General features: G+C 70.3%; 10 protein-coding genes and 2 pseudogenes. All 12 read left to right on the forward strand.

All coding sequences use genetic code 11. The features are described 5' to 3' along the window. Positions 1–2608: SpoIIE family protein phosphatase (locus tag IH44_RS0114270; protein ID WP_030459898.1), on the forward strand; the 2608-nt coding region annotated here is incomplete at its 5' end. 156 nt (positions 2609–2764) lie between these two features. Further along, on the forward strand, positions 2765–5230 hold the full coding sequence (locus IH44_RS0114275) for a SpoIIE family protein phosphatase (protein WP_369794948.1): 2466 nt from the start codon (positions 2765–2767) through the stop codon (positions 5228–5230). A gap of 229 nt (positions 5231–5459) precedes the next feature. Beyond that, a complete protein-coding gene (gene typA, locus IH44_RS0114280; RefSeq protein ID WP_030459900.1) occupies positions 5460–7364 on the forward strand; it encodes a translational GTPase TypA in 1905 nt (634 codons plus the stop codon). A gap of 355 nt (positions 7365–7719) precedes the next feature. Then, a complete protein-coding gene (locus IH44_RS0114285; RefSeq protein WP_030459901.1) occupies positions 7720–9345 on the forward strand; it encodes an ABC transporter substrate-binding protein in 1626 nt (541 codons plus the stop codon). A gap of 141 nt (positions 9346–9486) precedes the next feature. Beyond that, a complete protein-coding gene (locus IH44_RS0114290) occupies positions 9487–10416 on the forward strand; it encodes an ABC transporter permease (protein WP_030459902.1) in 930 nt (309 codons plus the stop codon). Beyond that, a complete protein-coding gene (locus IH44_RS0114295) occupies positions 10409–11359 on the forward strand; it encodes an ABC transporter permease (RefSeq protein WP_030459903.1) in 951 nt (316 codons plus the stop codon). The genes IH44_RS0114290 and IH44_RS0114295 overlap by 8 nt, the downstream gene beginning before the upstream one ends. A 17-nt stretch (positions 11360–11376) precedes the next feature. Continuing rightward, positions 11377–11922 (forward strand): annotated as a pseudogene (locus IH44_RS48015) (ATP-binding cassette domain-containing protein); the annotation flags it as partial. A 180-nt stretch (positions 11923–12102) separates the two neighbouring features. Beyond that, on the forward strand, positions 12103–13122 hold the full coding sequence (locus tag IH44_RS48020; protein ID WP_030459986.1) for an ABC transporter ATP-binding protein: 1020 nt from the start codon (positions 12103–12105) through the stop codon (positions 13120–13122). 151 nt (positions 13123–13273) lie between these two features. Further along, complete coding sequence (locus IH44_RS0114310) at positions 13274–14899, forward strand: ABC transporter substrate-binding protein (RefSeq protein WP_030459904.1); 1626 nt, start codon at positions 13274–13276, stop codon at positions 14897–14899. An 82-nt stretch (positions 14900–14981) separates the two neighbouring features. After that, a complete protein-coding gene (locus IH44_RS0114315) occupies positions 14982–15908 on the forward strand; it encodes an ABC transporter permease (RefSeq protein ID WP_030459905.1) in 927 nt (308 codons plus the stop codon). A 91-nt stretch (positions 15909–15999) separates the two neighbouring features. Beyond that, on the forward strand, positions 16000–16914 hold the full coding sequence (locus IH44_RS0114320) for an ABC transporter permease (RefSeq protein ID WP_051816904.1): 915 nt from the start codon (positions 16000–16002) through the stop codon (positions 16912–16914). A 17-nt stretch (positions 16915–16931) separates the two neighbouring features. Next, a pseudogene (locus IH44_RS41030) lies at positions 16932–17701 on the forward strand (ABC transporter ATP-binding protein). Positions 17702–17711 lie beyond the last annotated feature (10 nt).

Raw genomic sequence — 17711 nt, forward strand, 5'->3', positions numbered from 1 at the left:
GCCGCCGACCGCCCCCGCCGCAGACACCGCCGGCCCCCCGGCCCGCGGCCGCCCCGCCCGGGCCTTCCCCGGCGGGGCGGAGCCGCCGCCGGGGGCCCGCTCCGACAGCGGCCCGACCCCCCTGCACCCCAGCCGCCGCACCGAGGGCGGCAGCCTGCTGGACGTGGTGCGGGTGGCCATCGTCATCCTGGACACCTCGGGCCGGGTGGTGCTGTGGAGCCCGGCCGCCGAGGAGATGCTCGGCTGGCCCAGCGAGGTGCTGGTCGGCCGCGCCGTCGACGAACTGATCCCGGACCCGGACCAGGCGCAGCGCACCCGCTCCGCCCTCCAGGAGACGCTGCGCCGCGGCTCCTGGCACGGCTTCACCGAGATCGCCGACCGGGACGGCCTGCCGGTCGAGGTGGAGGCCCGGCTCTCGCTGCTGGTCGACGGCGACGGCGCCCCGTACGTGCAGGCCGCGCTCACCGAGGCCGCCGCGCTGCGCGCCGTCGAGCGCGACCTCGCGGTCCGCGACGCGCTGTTCGAGCAGTCCCCGCTGGGCATCGCGGTGCTCGACACCGACCTGCGCTACACCGCCGTCAACCGCACCCTGGCCGACATGAACGGCCTGCCCGCCGAGGAGCACATCGGCCGCACCACCGGCGAGACGCTGCCCGAGCGCTCCGCCGACGAGATCACCGCCGTCCAGCGCCAGGTGCTGGCCACCGGCGAGCCGGTCATCGACGTCACGCTGGCCTCCCCGGCCACCGCCGGCTCCGGGTACCGGTCGATCTCCTACAGCCGGATGACCGACCGCTCCGGCCGGGTGCTGGGCATCTCCGGCACCGTCATGGACGTCACCGAGCGCTACCGGGCGGTCGCCAAGGTCGAGGGCGCCCGGCGGCGGCTGTCGCTGCTCAACGAGTTCGGCTCCCGGGTCGGCGACCTGCTGGACGCCTCGATGATCGCCCAGGAGCTGGCCGGCGCGGTGGTCCCCCGGCTCGCCGACTATGCCGGGGTGATCCTGCTGCAGGCCGTCGCGCACGGTGACGACCTGCCCCGGCACGGCCACGACCGGCACACCTCGCTGCTGCAGCTCGGCGTCGCCGCGATCCAGCACAGCCCCGCGGTGGAGACCATGCTGCGGCACGGCGCCCGGATCACCTTCGAGGAGGACTCGGTCTTCGGCCGGGTGCTGCGCAGCGGCGTCCCCGAGATGCTCTCCGGCGGCAACGGGCCCGAGGAGCTGTCCTTCCCCGGCGACCCCAAGGTCGAAGCCGCCCGCGAGCTCGGCGTGCACTCCCGGCTGGTGGTCCCGCTGCGGGCCCGCGGCATCGTGATCGGCCTGCTGGTGGTCAGCCGGGCCGGCTACCGCGAGGGCTTCGACCGCGACGACCTGGCCTTCACCGTCGAGCTCGCCGACCGGGCCGGCAGCTCGCTGGACAACGCCCGGCTGTACGCCCGCGAGCGCACCGCCGCGCTCACCCTGCAGCGCACCCTGCTGCCCCAGCAGGTCCCGCAGCCGCCCGGCGTCGAGGTCGCCTACCGGTACGTGCCCGGCTCCAGCGGTACCGAGGTCGGCGGCGACTGGTTCGACGTCATCCCGCTGCCCGGCGAGCGCACCGCCCTGGTGGTCGGCGACGTGATGGGCCACGGCCTGCGGGCCGCCGCCACGATGGGACGGCTGCGCACCGCGGTCCGGGTGCTGGCCGCCCTCGACCTGCCCCCCGAGGTGGTCCTGCGGCACGTCCACGAGCTCGCCGACGACCTCGCCCAGGGCCCCGACGAGGCCCTGCTCGCCACCTGCGTCTACGCGGTCTTCGACCCCGCCCGGCGCAGCCTGACCGTCACCAAGGCCGGCCACATCCCGCCGGTCCTGGTGGTGCCCGGCGCCGGCGCCGAGCCGGCCCGCTCCGGCGGCCCGCTGCCCGGCGGCGCCGGCCGGGTCCTCGACCTGCCCTCCGGCGCGCCGCTCGGCGTCGGCGGGGTGCCGTTCGAGTCCGTCGAACTGCGGATCCCGGACGGCAGCCTGCTCGCCCTGTGCACCGACGGGCTGGTGGAGTCCCGGGACAAGGACCTGGACGTGGGACTGGGGAGGTTGATCAGCGTGCTCGAACAGCCGTACGCCTCGATCCAGCAGGCGTGCGAGGCCGTCCTCGGCACCATGGAGCAGGGCCGCGAGCCCGACGACGTCGCCCTGCTGCTGGCCCGGCTCGGCGAGGGCCGGGCCGAGGAGCCCACCGCCGGCTGGACGCTGCCCGCCGAGCCGACCGCCGTCTCCCGGGCCCGCCGGCTGGTCCGCGGCACCCTGGCGGACTGGGGCGCCGAGGAGCTCACCGACACCGCCGAACTGCTGGTCAGCGAGCTCGTCACCAACGCCGTCCGGTACGCCAGCGCCCCGATCGGCGTCCGGCTCACCCTCGGCGACCTGCTGCTGGTGGAGATCTCCGACCCGCTGCCCGACCCGCCCCGGGAGCGCCACGCCGGGGCCGGCGACGAGGGTGGGCGCGGCCTCGAACTGGTCCGCCGGCTCGCCCTGCGCTGGGGCACCAGGGCCGAAGGGCTGGGCAAGGTCGTCTGGTTCGAGCTGTCGAACACCGGGGTTCAACCACCCGATTCGATGTTGTGACGTTGAAGGGCGTGTGCGCCCACGCCCGGATGATGAATACTCGGACAGCGAATACTCGGTCTTCTCGACACCGGATGGGCGCGGGTTGGAGGGGTCGGTCCGTTGAACAGCTTCCCGGCACGGAACGTGACGCACGGCAGCGGCAGTCATGCCGCGGTGCCGGAGCAGCCGGGTGCCCCGACGACCCCCGTCCCGCTGCCGCTCGGCTGGGGACAGGGCACCTCGGGCACCATCTACGACTACATCCGGGTGGCGACCTTCGCCATCGGCCCGGACGGCCGGATCGCGCAGTGGAGCGACCGGGCCGCCGAGTTCTTCGGCGTCCCCGCCGCCGAGGCGGTCGGCGCCGACCCGATCACCGCGTTCATCCCGCGCGAGATGTGGCAGCGCGGCCGGGCCCGGCTGGAACGCATCCTGTCCGGCGAGGAGTGGGTCGGCACCGCCCCCTACCGGGACCAGGCCGGCGCCGAGAGCCTCGCCGAGGTCTACGCGATGCCCGCCAGCGCCGACGGCTCCGCGACCTGCCTGGCCGTCGACCTCGGCCGGCTGCGCGCCATCGAGACCGACCTGGCCGCCTCCGAGGCCGTCATCGGCCAGACCCCCACCGGGTTCTTCCTGTTCGACACCGACCTCAAGCTGCAGCGGGTCAACGCCGCCTTCGCGGCCGGCGTCGGCCGCAGCCCCGCCGCCCTCCAGGGCCTCGCCCCCGGCGACGTGTTCCGCCCCTCCGACGCGGACCGGCTGCTGCTCGCCCTGCGCAAGGTCCTCACCGGCCAGGAGCCCGTCCTCGACCTGCGGCTGTCCGGCCCGGTCCGGGCCGCTCGCCCCAGCGCCGGCCGCGACGAGGACCAGCGCACCTGGGCCGTCTCGCTGTACCGGCTCACCGCCGCCGGCGGCCGCCCGATCGGCGTGGCCGGCCAGGTCCAGGACGTCACCAGCCGGCACATCGCCGAACGCGAGGCGGCCGGCGTGCGCCGCAGCCTCGCCCTGCTGAACGAGGCGTCCACCCACATCGGCTCCACCCTCGACCTGGAGACCACCGCCAAGGAACTGCTCGACGTGATCGTCCCGCAGTTCTGCGACGTCGCCACCGTCGACCTGTACACCGCGCTGCTCACCGGCGACTCCGCCCCGCTCACCGCCAACCCGGAGAGCGGCGAACTGCGCCGGGTCGCCGTCTCCAGCGTGGTCGGCAACGCCCCGTCCGTGCTCGGCAGCGAGCGGGCCGGCGGCGTCCGGGTCGCCGAGGCCGGCGGCACGCTCTGCTACCCGCCGCGCTCCCCGCACGCCCGCGCCCTGCGCACCGGCCGCAGCGTCGTCCCGCAGCCCGGGCCCGACCCGCTGCTGCGCTCCACCCTGGTGGTGCCGCTGGTCGCCCGCGACCAGGTGTTCGGCCTGGTCCAGCTCTCCCGGGCGATCGGCAGCGAGCCGTTCGACGCCCGCGAGGTCGCGATCGCCGAGGAACTCGTCGCCCGCGCCGCGGTCTGCGTCGACAACGCCCGGCTCTACCGCCGCGAGCACGAGCGCGCGCTGATCCTCCAGCGCAGCCTGCTGCCCCCCGGCAACCCGGCCGCCTCCGGCCTGGAGATCGCCCGCCGCTACCTGCCCAGCAACAACAACACCGAGGTCGGCGGCGACTGGTTCGACGTCATCCCGCTGCCCGGCAGCCGCACCGCCCTGGTGATCGGCGACGTGATGGGCCGCGGCCTGCGCGCCGCCGTCGCGATGGGCCAACTACGCACCGCCGTCCGCACCCTGGCGATGCTCGACCTCGACCCCGAAGAGGTGCTCTCCGCCCTCGACGAGATCGCCCGCGGCCTCGGCAACGACGAGGACCCGGACCGCTCCAGCGCCGAGGTCTACCTCGCCACCTGCGTCTACGCCGTCTACGACGCCGTCAAGCAGCGCTGCACCTTCGCCAACGCCGGCCACCTCCCGCCGGTCCTGCTCGCCCCCGGCCAGGGCGCCCGCACCATCACCGTGCCGCCCGGCCTGCCGCTCGGCGTCGGCGGCGAGCCGTTCGAGGAGGTCACCGTCGACCTGCCGGAGGGCGCCGTGCTGGCCCTCTACACCGACGGCCTGGTGGAGTCCCGCAAGCACCAGCTCGACGAGGGCATCGACGCCTTCCGGGCCGCCCTGGAGGCCGGCTCCGAGCGGATCGAGGAACTCTGCGACCAGGTGCTGGACGAGCTCAACCCGCACCACGGCGAGGACGACATCGCCCTGCTGATGGCCAAGGTCAAGGGCCTGCCCAAGGGCTCGGTCGGCGACTGGCGGTTCCCCTCCGAGCCGACCTCGGTCGCCAAGGCCCGCGAGGCCGCCTGCGGCTGGCTGCTGGAACGCGGCCTGGACGAGCTGGTCGACACCTCGGAACTGCTGGTCAGCGAGCTGGTCACCAACGCGCTGCGGCACGGCCGCGGCGAGATCCGGCTGCGCCTGCTGCGCGACAAGACCATGGTCTGCGAGGTCTGGGACGACGCCTACGCCCAGCCCCGCCAGCGCCGCGCCCAGGAGACCGACGAGGGCGGCCGCGGCCTGCAGCTCGTCTCGCTGCTGGCCGAGCGCTGGGGCAGCCGCCGCACCCCCAAGGGCAAGATCGTCTGGTTCGAACTGGCCCTCTGACCCGCCCGGCGGCGGCCCGGCGACGGCCGCCGCCACCGCGGTGCGTACCGGAAGCACCGCCGCCGGAAGGTGATCTCCACCGCTCCGCGGCCGCCCGTTTCGGCTCCATTGGGCCGTTCCCCGTACGATGGGGAGAAGCCGGGGCATGTGCCGTGCCCGGTGGGTGGACCGGTGAATGCTGACGCGGGCCGGGCACCGTGACCCACGATTCCGGGAGAATCAGCGCCGCATGCCCACGCGCAACGACATCCGCAACGTCGCCATCGTCGCCCACGTCGACCACGGCAAGACCACCCTGGTCGACGCCATGCTGAAGCAGGCCGGCGCCTTCGCCGCCCACCAGCACCTCGACGACCGGATGATGGACTCGAACGACCTCGAGCGCGAGAAGGGCATCACCATTCTCGCCAAGAACACCGCGGTCAAGTACCACCCCAAGGACGGTGGCGCGCCGATCACCATCAACATCATCGACACCCCCGGCCACGCCGACTTCGGCGGCGAGGTCGAGCGCGGCCTGTCGATGGTGGACGCGGTCGTCCTGCTGGTCGACGCCTCCGAGGGCCCGCTGCCGCAGACCCGCTTCGTGCTGCGCAAGGCGCTCACCGCCCGGCTGCCCGTCATCCTGTGCATCAACAAGACCGACCGCCCGGACGCCCGGATCGACGAGGTCATCAACGAGACCTACGACCTGTTCCTGGACCTGGACGCGGACGAGGACCAGATCGAGTTCCCGATCGTCTACGCCTGCGCCCGCGACGGCGTGGCCTCGCTGACCAAGCCGGAGAACGGCACCGTGCCGGCCGACTCCGACAACCTGGAGCCGTTCTTCTCCACCATCCTGGAGCACGTCCCGGCCCCGACCTACGACGCCGACGCCCCGCTGCAGGCGCACGTCACCAACCTGGACGCCGACAACTTCCTCGGCCGCATCGCCCTCCTCCGGGTCGAGCAGGGCGAGCTGCGCAAGGGCCAGACGGTGGCCTGGATCAAGCGGGACGGCTCGATCCAGAACGTCCGGATCTCCGAGCTGCTGATGACCGAGGCGCTCACCCGCAAGCCCGCCGAGGTGGCCGGCCCCGGTGACATCTGCGCCGTCGCCGGCATCGGCGACATCATGATCGGCGAGACCCTCGCCGACACCGAGAACCCGATCGCGCTGCCGCTGATCACCGTCGACGAGCCCGCCATCTCGATGACCATCGGCACCAACACCTCGCCGCTGGTCGGCAAGGGCGGCTCCGGCAAGGGCGCCGACGCCAAGTCCGGCGCCAAGGTGGACCGCAAGGTGACGGCCCGTCAGGTGAAGGACCGCCTGGACCGCGAGCTGATCGGCAACGTGTCGCTGCGCGTGCTGGACACCGAGCGCCCGGACGCCTGGGAGGTGCAGGGCCGCGGCGAGCTGGCGCTGGCCATCCTGATCGAGACCATGCGCCGCGAGGGCTTCGAGCTGACCGTCGGCAAGCCGCAGGTGGTCACCCGCGAGGTCAACGGCAAGACCCACGAGCCGGTCGAGCGCCTCACCGTGGACGTCCCCGAGGAGCACATGGGCGCCGTCACGCAGCTCATGGGCATCCGCAAGGGCCGGATGGACAACATGTCCAACCACGGCTCGGGCTGGGTCCGGATGGAGTTCGTGGTGCCGTCCCGCGGCCTGATCGGCTTCCGCACCGAGTTCCTCACCAACACCCGCGGCACCGGCATCGCGCACTCGATCCACGAGGGCTACGAGCCGTGGTTCGGCACCCTGACCACCCGCAACAACGGCTCCCTGGTCGCCGACCGCTCCGGCGTGGTCACCGCCTTCGCGATGACCAACCTGCAGGAGCGCGGCGTGCTGTTCACCGACCCCGGCACCGAGGTGTACGAGGGCATGATCGTCGGCGAGAACTCCCGCTCCGACGACATGGACGTGAACATCACCAAGGAGAAGAAGCTCACCAACATGCGCTCCTCCAACGCGGACGTGGCCGAGTCCATCGTGCCGCCGCGCAAGCTCTCGCTGGAGCAGTCGCTGGAGTTCTGCCGCGAGGACGAGTGCATCGAGGTGACCCCGGAGACCGTGCGCATCCGCAAGGTCGTCCTGGACGCCAAGGAGCGCGGCCGCACCGCCTCGCGCGCCAAGAAGGGCTGACACCCGCCCGGTTCCACCCCGTTCGGCCGACCGGCCGGCGTCCTCGCGGACGCCGGCCGGTCGCGTTTTCGGTGACGCTCCGTCATGGATCTCCGGACGCGGGGCGTTCGTTAATCGGACGTCACTGATCGTCATCCGTGACAACTGTCCGTTTCGCCCGTGTCTGACTATGTCTGCAATGTCCGTTTTCCGGGATTCATCCGTCGTTCATGTGACCAAATTGAAATCCGTATTGGTCATTTCCGTATCCGTGAGTGACCGATAGTGGGTGCAGTCGAGCTCGGGTCGAGGCTCCTGCGCAGGGGTGCGCGCCAGGCCGCGAGCGATCTGCAACACGATTTCAGGAGGCACACCCATGCGCGGTGCCAGCCAGGCCAAGTGGGTTGTCGCAGCCGTCGCGGTCGCCCTCGCCGCTACCGCTTGCGGCAGCTCTTCGGGCAGCTCCAGCACCGGGGCGTCCAACGCCCAGGGCACGTTCAGCTACCAGAGCACCGAGCCGCAGAACCCGCTCCAGCCGGCGAACGCCATGGAGGTCGGCGGCGGCCGCGTGATCAAGACCCTGTTCAAGGGCCTGGTGGACTACGACCCCAGCAACGGCCAGCTGCGCAACCAGGTCGCCGACAAGATCGAGACCACCGACGCGCAGAACTACACCGTCACCCTGAAGTCGGGCTGGACCTTCCACGACGGCACCCCGGTGACCGCCAAGTCCTTCGTGGACGCCTGGAACTGGTCCGCCAACGTCAAGAACAACCAGATCAACTCCGACTGGTTCTCCGACATCCAGGGCTACACGGACGTCCACCCGGACGCGGGCGACCCCACCGCCGCCACCATGTCCGGCCTCAAGGTCGTCGACGACACCCACTTCACCATCGCGCTGACCGGCCCGGTCTCGTACTTCGAGTACAAGCTCGGCTACACCGCCTTCTCGCCGCTGCCCGAGGTCTTCTTCACCGACCCGGCCAAGTACGGCCAGTCGCCGATCGGCAACGGCCCCTACAAGTTCGTCTCGTGGGAGCACAACAAGGCGATCACCGTCGCCGCCTACGACAAGTACGCGGGCGTCGACAAGCCGAAGAACGGCGGCATCGTCTTCAAGAACTACGCGCAGGCCGACGCCGCGTACAAGGACCTGATCTCGGACAACCTGGACGTGCTGGACCAGGTCGACCCGACCGACCTGTCCTCGTACAAGAACGACCTGGGCGACCGCGCCGTCGACCAGGCCCAGGGCGCCATCCAGTCGATCTCCTTCTCGCTGTACGCGGCCGACTGGAAGCCGGAGAACCTGGCGAAGGTCCGCCAGGGCCTGTCGATGGCGATCGACCGCGACACCATCACCAAGACGGTGCTCAACGGCTCCCGCCAGCCCGCCAACTCCTGGGTCGCCCCGGGCGCGATGGGCTACAAGGACAACACCTGCGGCGAGTACTGCTCGTACAACCCGGAGAAGGCCAAGCAGCTGATCACCGAGGGCGGCGGCGTCCCCGGCAACAAGATCACCGTCCTGTACAACGCCGACGGCGGCCACAAGGAGTGGGTGGACGCGGTCTGCAACTCCATCCGCCAGGCCACCGGCGTGGAGTGCACCGGCGACGCCAAGCCGGACTTCAAGTCCTCCCGCGACCTGATCAAGAACAAGAAGGTCGACGGCCTGATGCGCACCGGCTGGGTGCAGGACTACCCGCTGAACGCCAACTTCCTGCGCGACGTGTTCGGCACCGGCGCCGCGGCCAACGACGCCGGCTACTCCAGCCCGGAGTTCGACAAGCTGGCCGCCGAGGCGGACAAGGCCACCTCGGTGGAGAAGACCGCCGAGCTGTACCAGCAGGCCGAGGCCCAGCTGGCCAAGGACATGCCGGCCATCCCGCTCTGGTACTACAAGACCACCGCCGGTTACTCGAAGAACGTGCAGAACGTGAAGTACGACTCCTTCGGTGACCCGGTCTTCACCCAGGTCGAGGTCAAGCAGAAGTAAACGAGCCGGCACCGCACGGCTCGAACAGACACGGCCGGTGCCGTGCCCCGCCCCACCGGGCGGCCCGGCACCGGCCGTTGTCACGTCCAGAACTCTGACACCGGGACAGTCAGCCCGTCAGAGCAGTGAATTGGAGGCACGATGGGGCGCTATGTCGCAAGGCGACTGCTCCAGATGATCCCGGTGTTCCTGGGCACGGTCACGATCATCTTCTTCATGACCCGCTGGTTGCCCGGCGACCCCGCGGCAGCGATGTGGGGCGACAAGGCGGCCGACCCGGCCCAGCTCGCCGCGTTCAGGCACCAGATGGGACTCGACGTCTCTATCTGGCGGCAGTACCTCAACTACATGGGGGACCTGTTCACCGGCGACTTCGGCATGACCATGAGCGGTCGCAAGGTCACCGACGTGATCGGCGAGGCGTTCCCGGTCACCATCCGGCTCGCCCTGATGGCCTTCGTCTTCGAGCTGGTCGTCGGCGTCGCCATCGGCCTGCTCGCCGGCCTGCGCCGCGGCAAGGCGTTCGACAAGTCGACGCTGGTGCTGACCCTGCTGCTGATCTCGATCCCCGTTCCGGTGCTCGGCTTCATCTTCCAGAACATCTTCGCGATCCAGCTCGGCTGGGTCACCCCGACGGTGCAGGCGCAGCACATGACCCTGGACCAGCTGATCCTGCCCGCCGTCGTGCTCGGCTCGATCTCGCTCGCGTACGTCGCCCGCCTCACCCGGACCTCCGTCGCGGAGAACCTGAAGGCCGACTACATGCGCACCGCCATCGCCAAGGGCCTGCCCCGGCGCAAGGTGATCGGCACCCACCTGCTGCGCAACTCGATGATCCCGGTGGTCACCTTCCTGGGCACCGACCTGGGCGCCCTGATGGGCGGCGCGATCGTCACCGAGGGCATCTTCAACGTCCAGGGCGTCGGTAACGCGCTGTACCACGCCATCGGCCGCAGCGAGGGCGCGACCGTCTCCGGCTTCGTCGTGGTGCTGGTGCTGGTCTTCCTCTTCGCCAGCCTGCTCGTCGACCTGCTCTACGCGGTCCTGGACCCGAGGATCCGGTATGCCTGACCTGATCGAGAAGAACGCCCCCGCCGGGGACGGAGAGACCCCCGCCGAGCGGGTCGTCGCTCCCGAGGCCGAGCGGGAGAAGCCCCGCAGCCTCGGCCTGGACGCCTGGCACGACCTGCGCAAGCGCCCGGTCTTCATCATCTCCGCGGTGCTGATCGTCCTGCTGGTGCTGTTCGCCATCGCCCCCAGCCTGTTCACCTCGGTGGACCCGCGGGCCGGCGACCTGCGCAACCACTACCTGGCCAAGCCGAACTACCTGCACTTCTTCCAGGCGGACTGGTTCGGCTACGACGGCCAGGGCCGCTCCATCTACGCCCGGATGATCTACGGCGCCCGCGCCTCGGTGGTCGTCGGCATCTGCGTCACCGCCGGCGTCACGCTCCTCGGCGGCCTGCTGGGCATGATCGCCGGCTACTACGGCGGCTGGGTCGACACGATCGTCTCCCGCTTCACCGACATGGTCTTCGGCATCCCGCTGCTGCTCGGCGCCCTGGTCATCCTGAACGCCTTCCACGTCCGCACGGTCTGGTCGGTGGTCTTCGCCCTGGTCATCCTCGGCTGGACGCAGATGACCCGCGTGATGCGCGGCTCGGTGATCACCGTCAAGCAGTCCGACTACGTGACCGCGGCCAAGGCGCTCGGCGCCGGTACCGGCCGGATCATGTTCAAGCACATCCTGCCGAACGCGATCGCCCCGGTGATCGTGGTGGCGACCATCGCCCTGGGCGGCTACATCGCCACCGAGGCCACGCTGAGCTTCCTCGGCATCGGCCTGCAGGACCCGACCATCTCCTGGGGCATCGACATCAACTCGGCCCAGAAGGTCATCCGCCAGGCACCGTTCGCACTGTTCTTCCCGGCCGGCATGCTCAGCGTCACCGTGCTGGCGTTCATCATGCTCGGCGACGCGGTGCGCGACGCCCTCGACCCGAAGCTGCGCTGAGAGAGGCGGCCCGCATCATGACCACCGCACTTGAGAAGACCACCGCTGCCAAGGACCGTCCGGCCCCCGGCACCCCGCTGCTCGAAGTCCGCGACCTGCACGTCGAGTTCAAGACCCGGGACGGCGTCGCCAAGGCCGTCAACGGCGTCAACTACTCGGTCGCGGCCGGCGAGACGCTGGCCGTGCTCGGCGAGTCCGGCTCCGGCAAGTCCGTCACCGCGCAGACCATCATGGGCATCCTCGACATGCCGCCCGGCCGGGTCACCGCGGGGGAGATCCTGTTCCGCGGCCAGGACATGCTGAAGATGTCGGGCGAGGAGCGCCGGAAGATCCGCGGCCGGAAGATCGCCATGATCTTCCAGGACGCGCTGTCCTCGCTCAACCCGGTGCTCTCGGTCGGCTACCAGCTCGGCGAGATGTTCCGCGTGCACGAGGGCGCCTCCAAGAAGGAGGCCAAGGCCAAGGCCATCGAGCTGATGGACCGGGTCCGGATCCCGGCCGCCGCCCAGCGGGTCGGCGACTTCCCGCACCAGTTCTCCGGCGGCATGCGCCAGCGCATCATGATCGCCATGGCGCTGGCCCTGGAGCCGGACCTGATCATCGCGGACGAGCCCACCACCGCTGCGACGTCGCCACCGACCTGTGCCGCACCGAGATCCCCGCCCTGCACCAGGTCACCGACCGGGAGGGTGCGGAGCTCGCCGGGCGCAAGAGCGCCTGCCACCTCTGGAAGGAGACCCTCCATGGCTGAGCCCATCCTGGAGGTCCGCGACCTGGTCAAGCACTACCCGCTGACCCAGGGCATCCTCTTCAAGAAGCAGGTCGGCGCGGTCAAGGCCGTCGACGGCATCTCCTTCACCCTGCACAAGGGCGAGACGCTCGGGATCGTCGGCGAGTCCGGCTGCGGCAAGTCCACGCTGGCCAAGGTCCTGATGAACCTGGAGCGGGCCACCGCCGGCCAGGTCTTCTACAAGGGCGAGGACATCTCCCGGCTCTCCGGCTCCGCGCTCAAGGCGGTGCGCCGCAACATCCAGATGGTCTTCCAGGACCCGTACACCTCGCTGAACCCCCGCATGACGGTGGGCGACATCATCGGCGAGCCGTACGAGATCCACCCCGAGGTCGCGCCCAAGGGCGACCGCCGCAAGGCGGTGCAGGACCTGCTGGACGTGGTCGGCCTGAACCCCGAGTACATCAACCGCTACCCGCACCAGTTCTCCGGCGGCCAGCGCCAGCGCATCGGCATCGCCCGCGGCCTCGCGCTCAAGCCGGAGGTCATCATCTGCGACGAGCCGGTCTCCGCGCTCGACGTGTCGGTGCAGGCCCAGGTGATCAACCTGCTGGAGCAGCTCCAGACGGACTTCGAGCTCTCCTACATGTTCATCGCGCACGACCTCTCGATCGTCCGGCACATCTCGGACCGGGTCGGCGTGATGTACCTCGGCAAGATGGTCGAGATCGGCACCGACCTGGAGATCTACGACCACGCCACCCACCCGTACACCCAGGCGCTGCTCTCCGCGGTGCCGGTGCCGGACCCGGCGGACCGGGAGAAGCGCGAGCGGATCATCCTCTCCGGCGACATCCCCTCCCCGGCCAACCCGCCGTCGGGCTGCCGCTTCCGCACCCGCTGCTGGAAGGCGGAGGAGCGCTGCTCCACCGAGCTCCCGCTGCTGGCCGTCCCCGAGCTGCTGGCCGGCGGCGCCAAGCACGAGTCGGCCTGCCACTTCGCGGCCGAGCGGGAGTCCGCCGCGGCGGCGTGACACCGCCGAGCAGCGCCGAGGGGGCACCGGGAGACACGCCCGGTGCCCCCTCGGCGTTCCTCCCCCGTCCGGCCCTACTGCGGTCGCGTCGCAACTGCACGGCCCTTCTCATGAGGTGAGATGCGTCATACACCCTCGAGGAGGAAGCTCCATGCCTGCAGGCACCCGTGTGCGCTGGGCCGTTGTCAGTGCGACGTCCGTGGCCCTGGTGGCCACGGGCTGTGGCAGCAGCGGCGGCGGTTCCGGCGGCGGCTCGTCCGACACCAGCAAGACCTTCACCTACCAGAGCAGTGAGCCGCAGAACCCGCTGCAGCCGGCCAATGCCAACGAGACCGGTGGCGGACGCATCGTGCAGAACCTGTTCAAGGGCCTGGCCGACTACGACCCGTCCAACGGCAAGCTGCGGATGCAGGTCGCGGACAAGATCGACACCAGCGACTCGCAGACCTACAACGTGACGCTGAAGTCGGGCTGGACCTTCCACGACGGCACGCCAGTGACCGCGAAGAGCTTCGTGGACGCCTGGAACTGGGCGGCCAACACCAACAACAACCAGATCAACAGCTCCTGGTTCTCCGACATCGAGGGCTACAAGGACGTCCACCCGGAGAGCGGCTCGCCGACCGCCGACAAGATGTCCGGCCTGACCGTCCAGGACGACACGCACTTCACGATCAAGCTGAACAACAAGGTCTCGTACTTCCCGTACAAGCTGGGGTACGTGGCCTTCTCGCCGCTGCCGGAGGGCTTCTTCAAGGACCCGGCGGGCTACGGGCAGAAGCCGGTCGGCAACGGGCCGTACGAGTTCGTGAGCTGGGACCACAACTCGCAGGTGGTCACCAAGACGTTCGCCAACTACCAGGGCGTGGACAAGCCGAAGAACGGCGGCGTCGTCTTCAAGATGTACACCACCGCCGAGGCCGCCTACGCGGACCTGCAGTCGAACAACCTGGACGTGATGGACCAGGTGCCGCCGTCGGCGCTGGCGAACTACAAGAACGACCTCGGCGACCGGGCGATCGACGCCCCGCAGGGCGCGATCCAGAACATCGGCTTCACCCTCTACCAGGCCGACTGGCAGGGCCAGGACAAGGCCAAGGTCCGGCAGGGCCTGTCGATGGCGATCGACCGCGACACCATCACCAAGACGGTGCTCCAGGGTTCGCGCAAGCCGGCCACCGCCTGGGTCGCCGAGGGCGTCGAGGGCTACAAGTCCGGTACCTGCGGCGACTTCTGCACCTACAACGCCGACAAGGCGAAGCAGCTGATCGCCGAGGGCGGCGGCGTCCCCGGCAACGCCATCAAGATCACGTACAACGCGGACGGCGGCCACAAGGAGTGGGTGGACGCGGTCTGCAACTCGATCCGGCAGGCGACCGGGGTGAACTGCAGCGGCGACCCGAAGACCGACTTCAAGACCGCCCGCGCGGCGATCACCGGGCACCAGATCAACGGCCTGTTCCGCACCGGCTGGGTGCAGGACTACCCGCTGAACGCCAACTTCCTGGCGGACGTCTACCGCACCGGCGCGGCCTCGAACGACACCGGCTACTCCAGCCCGGAGTTCGACAAGCTCGCCAACGAGGCCGACCAGGCGGCGTCGATCCAGGACACCGCGACCGGCTACCAGAAGGCCGAGGCCCAGCTGGCGATCGACATGCCGGCCATCCCGCTCTGGTACTACCGGACCAACTCCGGCTTCTCCACCAAGGTGCAGAACGTCACGTTCGACTCCTTCGGCAACCCGGCCTGGACCCAGGTCGAGGTCAAGGGCTGACCGTGCCCGGCGCCGGCCCCGTCCTCCCCGCACGGAGGGCGGGGCTCCGGTACTACGTCACCCCTTCGGAGGGAGGGCTCCCATGGGCCGTTACGTGCTACGCCGCGTGCTCCAGATGATCCCGGTGTTCTTCGGGGCCACGCTGCTGATCTTCCTGATGGTGTACAGCCTGCCGGGCGACCCGATCGCCGCGATGTTCGGCGACAAGGCGGCCGACCCGGCACAGGTGGCCAACCTGCAGCACAAGTACTACCTCGACCAGCCGCTGTGGAAGCAGTACCTGCACTACATGAACAACATCTTCCACCTGGACTTCGGCACCAGCTTCACCGGCCGCCCGGTCTCGGAGATCATGGCGGACGCCTTCCCGGTGACCATCCGGCTGGCCCTGGTCGCCTTCTTCTTCGAGATCTTCATCGGCCTGCCGCTGGGCCTGATCGCGGGCCTCTACCGCGGCAGCGTCGCCGACACCCTGGTGCTGCTGCTGACCCTGATCGTCATCTCGATCCCGGTCTTCGTGCTCGGCTACATCGCCCAGACGATCTTCGCCATCAACCTGGGCTGGGTGACGGCGACCGTCCAGGACTCGCGGGACATCAGCCAGTTGATCCTGCCGGGCCTGGTGCTGGCGTCCCTGTCGCTGGCGTACGTGGCCCGGCTCACCCGCACCTCGATCGGCGAGAACCTGCGCGCCGACTACATGCGCACCGCGGTGGCCAAGGGCCTGCCGCGGCACACCATCATCGGGCGGCACCTGCTGCGCAACTCGCTGATCCCGGTGGTGACCTTCCTGGGCACCGACCTGGGAGCGCTGATGGGCGGCGCGATCGTCACCGAGGGCATCTTCAACATCGCCGGCGTCGGCAACGTCCTCTACAAGGCGATCAGCCAGAAGGAAGGACCGACGGTCGTCGGCATCGTCACCGTGCTGGTGCTGGTCTACCTGGTCGCCAGCCTGGTCGTCGACCTGCTGTACGCCGTCCTGGACCCGAGGATCCGCTATGCCTGACCGGAACGGGGACATCCCCGACGACCACGACCCGCTGCGGAACATCCAGCCGACCGACAGCGACCACCTGGACTACGTGGGGCAGCAGGGGATGGCCGTCGAGCAGCAGACGCTGATCGAGCCCGACCCGGCCAAGCGGGAACAGGCCCGCAGCCTGTGGGGCGACGCCTGGCGGGACCTGCGCAAGCGGCCGACCTTCATCATCTCGGCGGTGCTGATCCTGCTGCTGATCGTGATCGCCGTCTTCCCGGGGCTGTTCACCGACACCGACCCCCGGGCCGCCGACCTGACCAACAACTACCTGCGCAAGCCCGACTACACCGACTTCTTCGGGGCCGGCTGGTTCGGCTACGACGGGCAGGGCCGCTCCATCTACGCCCGGGTGCTCTACGGGGCGCGGGCCTCGATCACCGTCGGCATCTGCGTCACCCTGGCGGTGACCGTCCTCGGCGGGCTGACCGGGATGACCGCCGGGTACTTCGGCGGCTGGGTCGACGCGGTGCTCTCCCGGCTCACCGACATCTTCTTCGGCATCCCGCTGCTGCTCGGCGCCCTGGTGCTGCTGAACGCGTTCGCCACCCGCAACGTGTGGTCGGTGGTCATCGCGCTGGCCGTGCTCGGCTGGACGCAGCTGGCCCGCGTGATGCGCGGCTCGGTGATCACCGTCAAGCAGTCCGACTACGTGGTCGCCGGGCGGGCGCTGGGCGCCGGCACCGGGCGGCTGATGTTCCGGCACATCCTGCCGAACGCGATCGCCCCGGTGATCGTGGTGGCGACCATCGCGCTGGGCGGCTACATCACGGCGGAGGCCACGCTGAGCTTCCTCGGCATCGGCCTGCAGGACCCGACCATCTCCTGGGGCGTGGACATCTCGTCCGCGCAGAAGGTGATCCGGCAGGCGCCGTTCGCCCTGTTCTTCCCGGCCGCCGCGCTCTCCGTCACCGTGCTGGCCTTCATCATGCTGGGCGACGCGGTGCGCGACGCCCTCGATCCGAAGCTGCGTTGAGCGAGGGGACAAGGCACATGACCACCGCCGCCGACCAGGCCCGCACGGCCCGCGAGGAACCCTTCACCGGGCCGCTGTTGGACGTGCGGGACCTGCACGTCGAGTTCAAGACCCGGGACGGCGTCGCCAGGGCCGTCAACGGCGTCAACTACACCGTCAGCGCGGGCGAGACGCTCGCCGTGCTGGGCGAGTCGGGCTCCGGCAAGTCCGTCACCGCGCAGGCCATCATGGGCATCCTGGACATGCCGCCGGCCAGCATCCCGCAGGGGGAGATCCTGTTCCGCGGCCGGGACATGCTCAAGATGCCGAAGGACGAGCGCCGGAAGATCCGCGGGCAGAAGATCGCCATGATCTTCCAGGACGCGCTCTCCTCGCTCAACCCGGTGCTCACCGTCGGGTACCAGCTCGGCGAGATGTTCCGCAAGCACCGCGGCGACAACCGCAAGGACGCCAAGGCCAAGGCCATCGAGCTGATGGACCGGGTCCGGATCCCCGCCGCCAAGGAACGGGTCAACGACTACCCGCACCAGTTCTCCGGCGGCATGCGCCAGCGCATCATGATCGCCATGGCGCTGGCCCTGGAGCCGGACCTGATCATCGCGGACGAGCCCACCACCGCCTGCGGATCCCGCCGGGCTGCGCGTTCAACCCGCGCTGCCCGCGGGCCCAGGACATCTGCCGGCAGGAGGTGCCGCCGCTGGCGCAGGTGACCGACGACGGCGGGACGCCGGTGGCCGGGCGGCGCAGCGCGTGCTTCTTCTGGAAGGAGACCCTCCGTGACGGTTAACGGTGCCACT

This window comes from Kitasatospora sp. NRRL B-11411, assembly GCF_000721345.1.
Classification (GTDB): domain Bacteria; phylum Actinomycetota; class Actinomycetes; order Streptomycetales; family Streptomycetaceae; genus Kitasatospora; species Kitasatospora cineracea.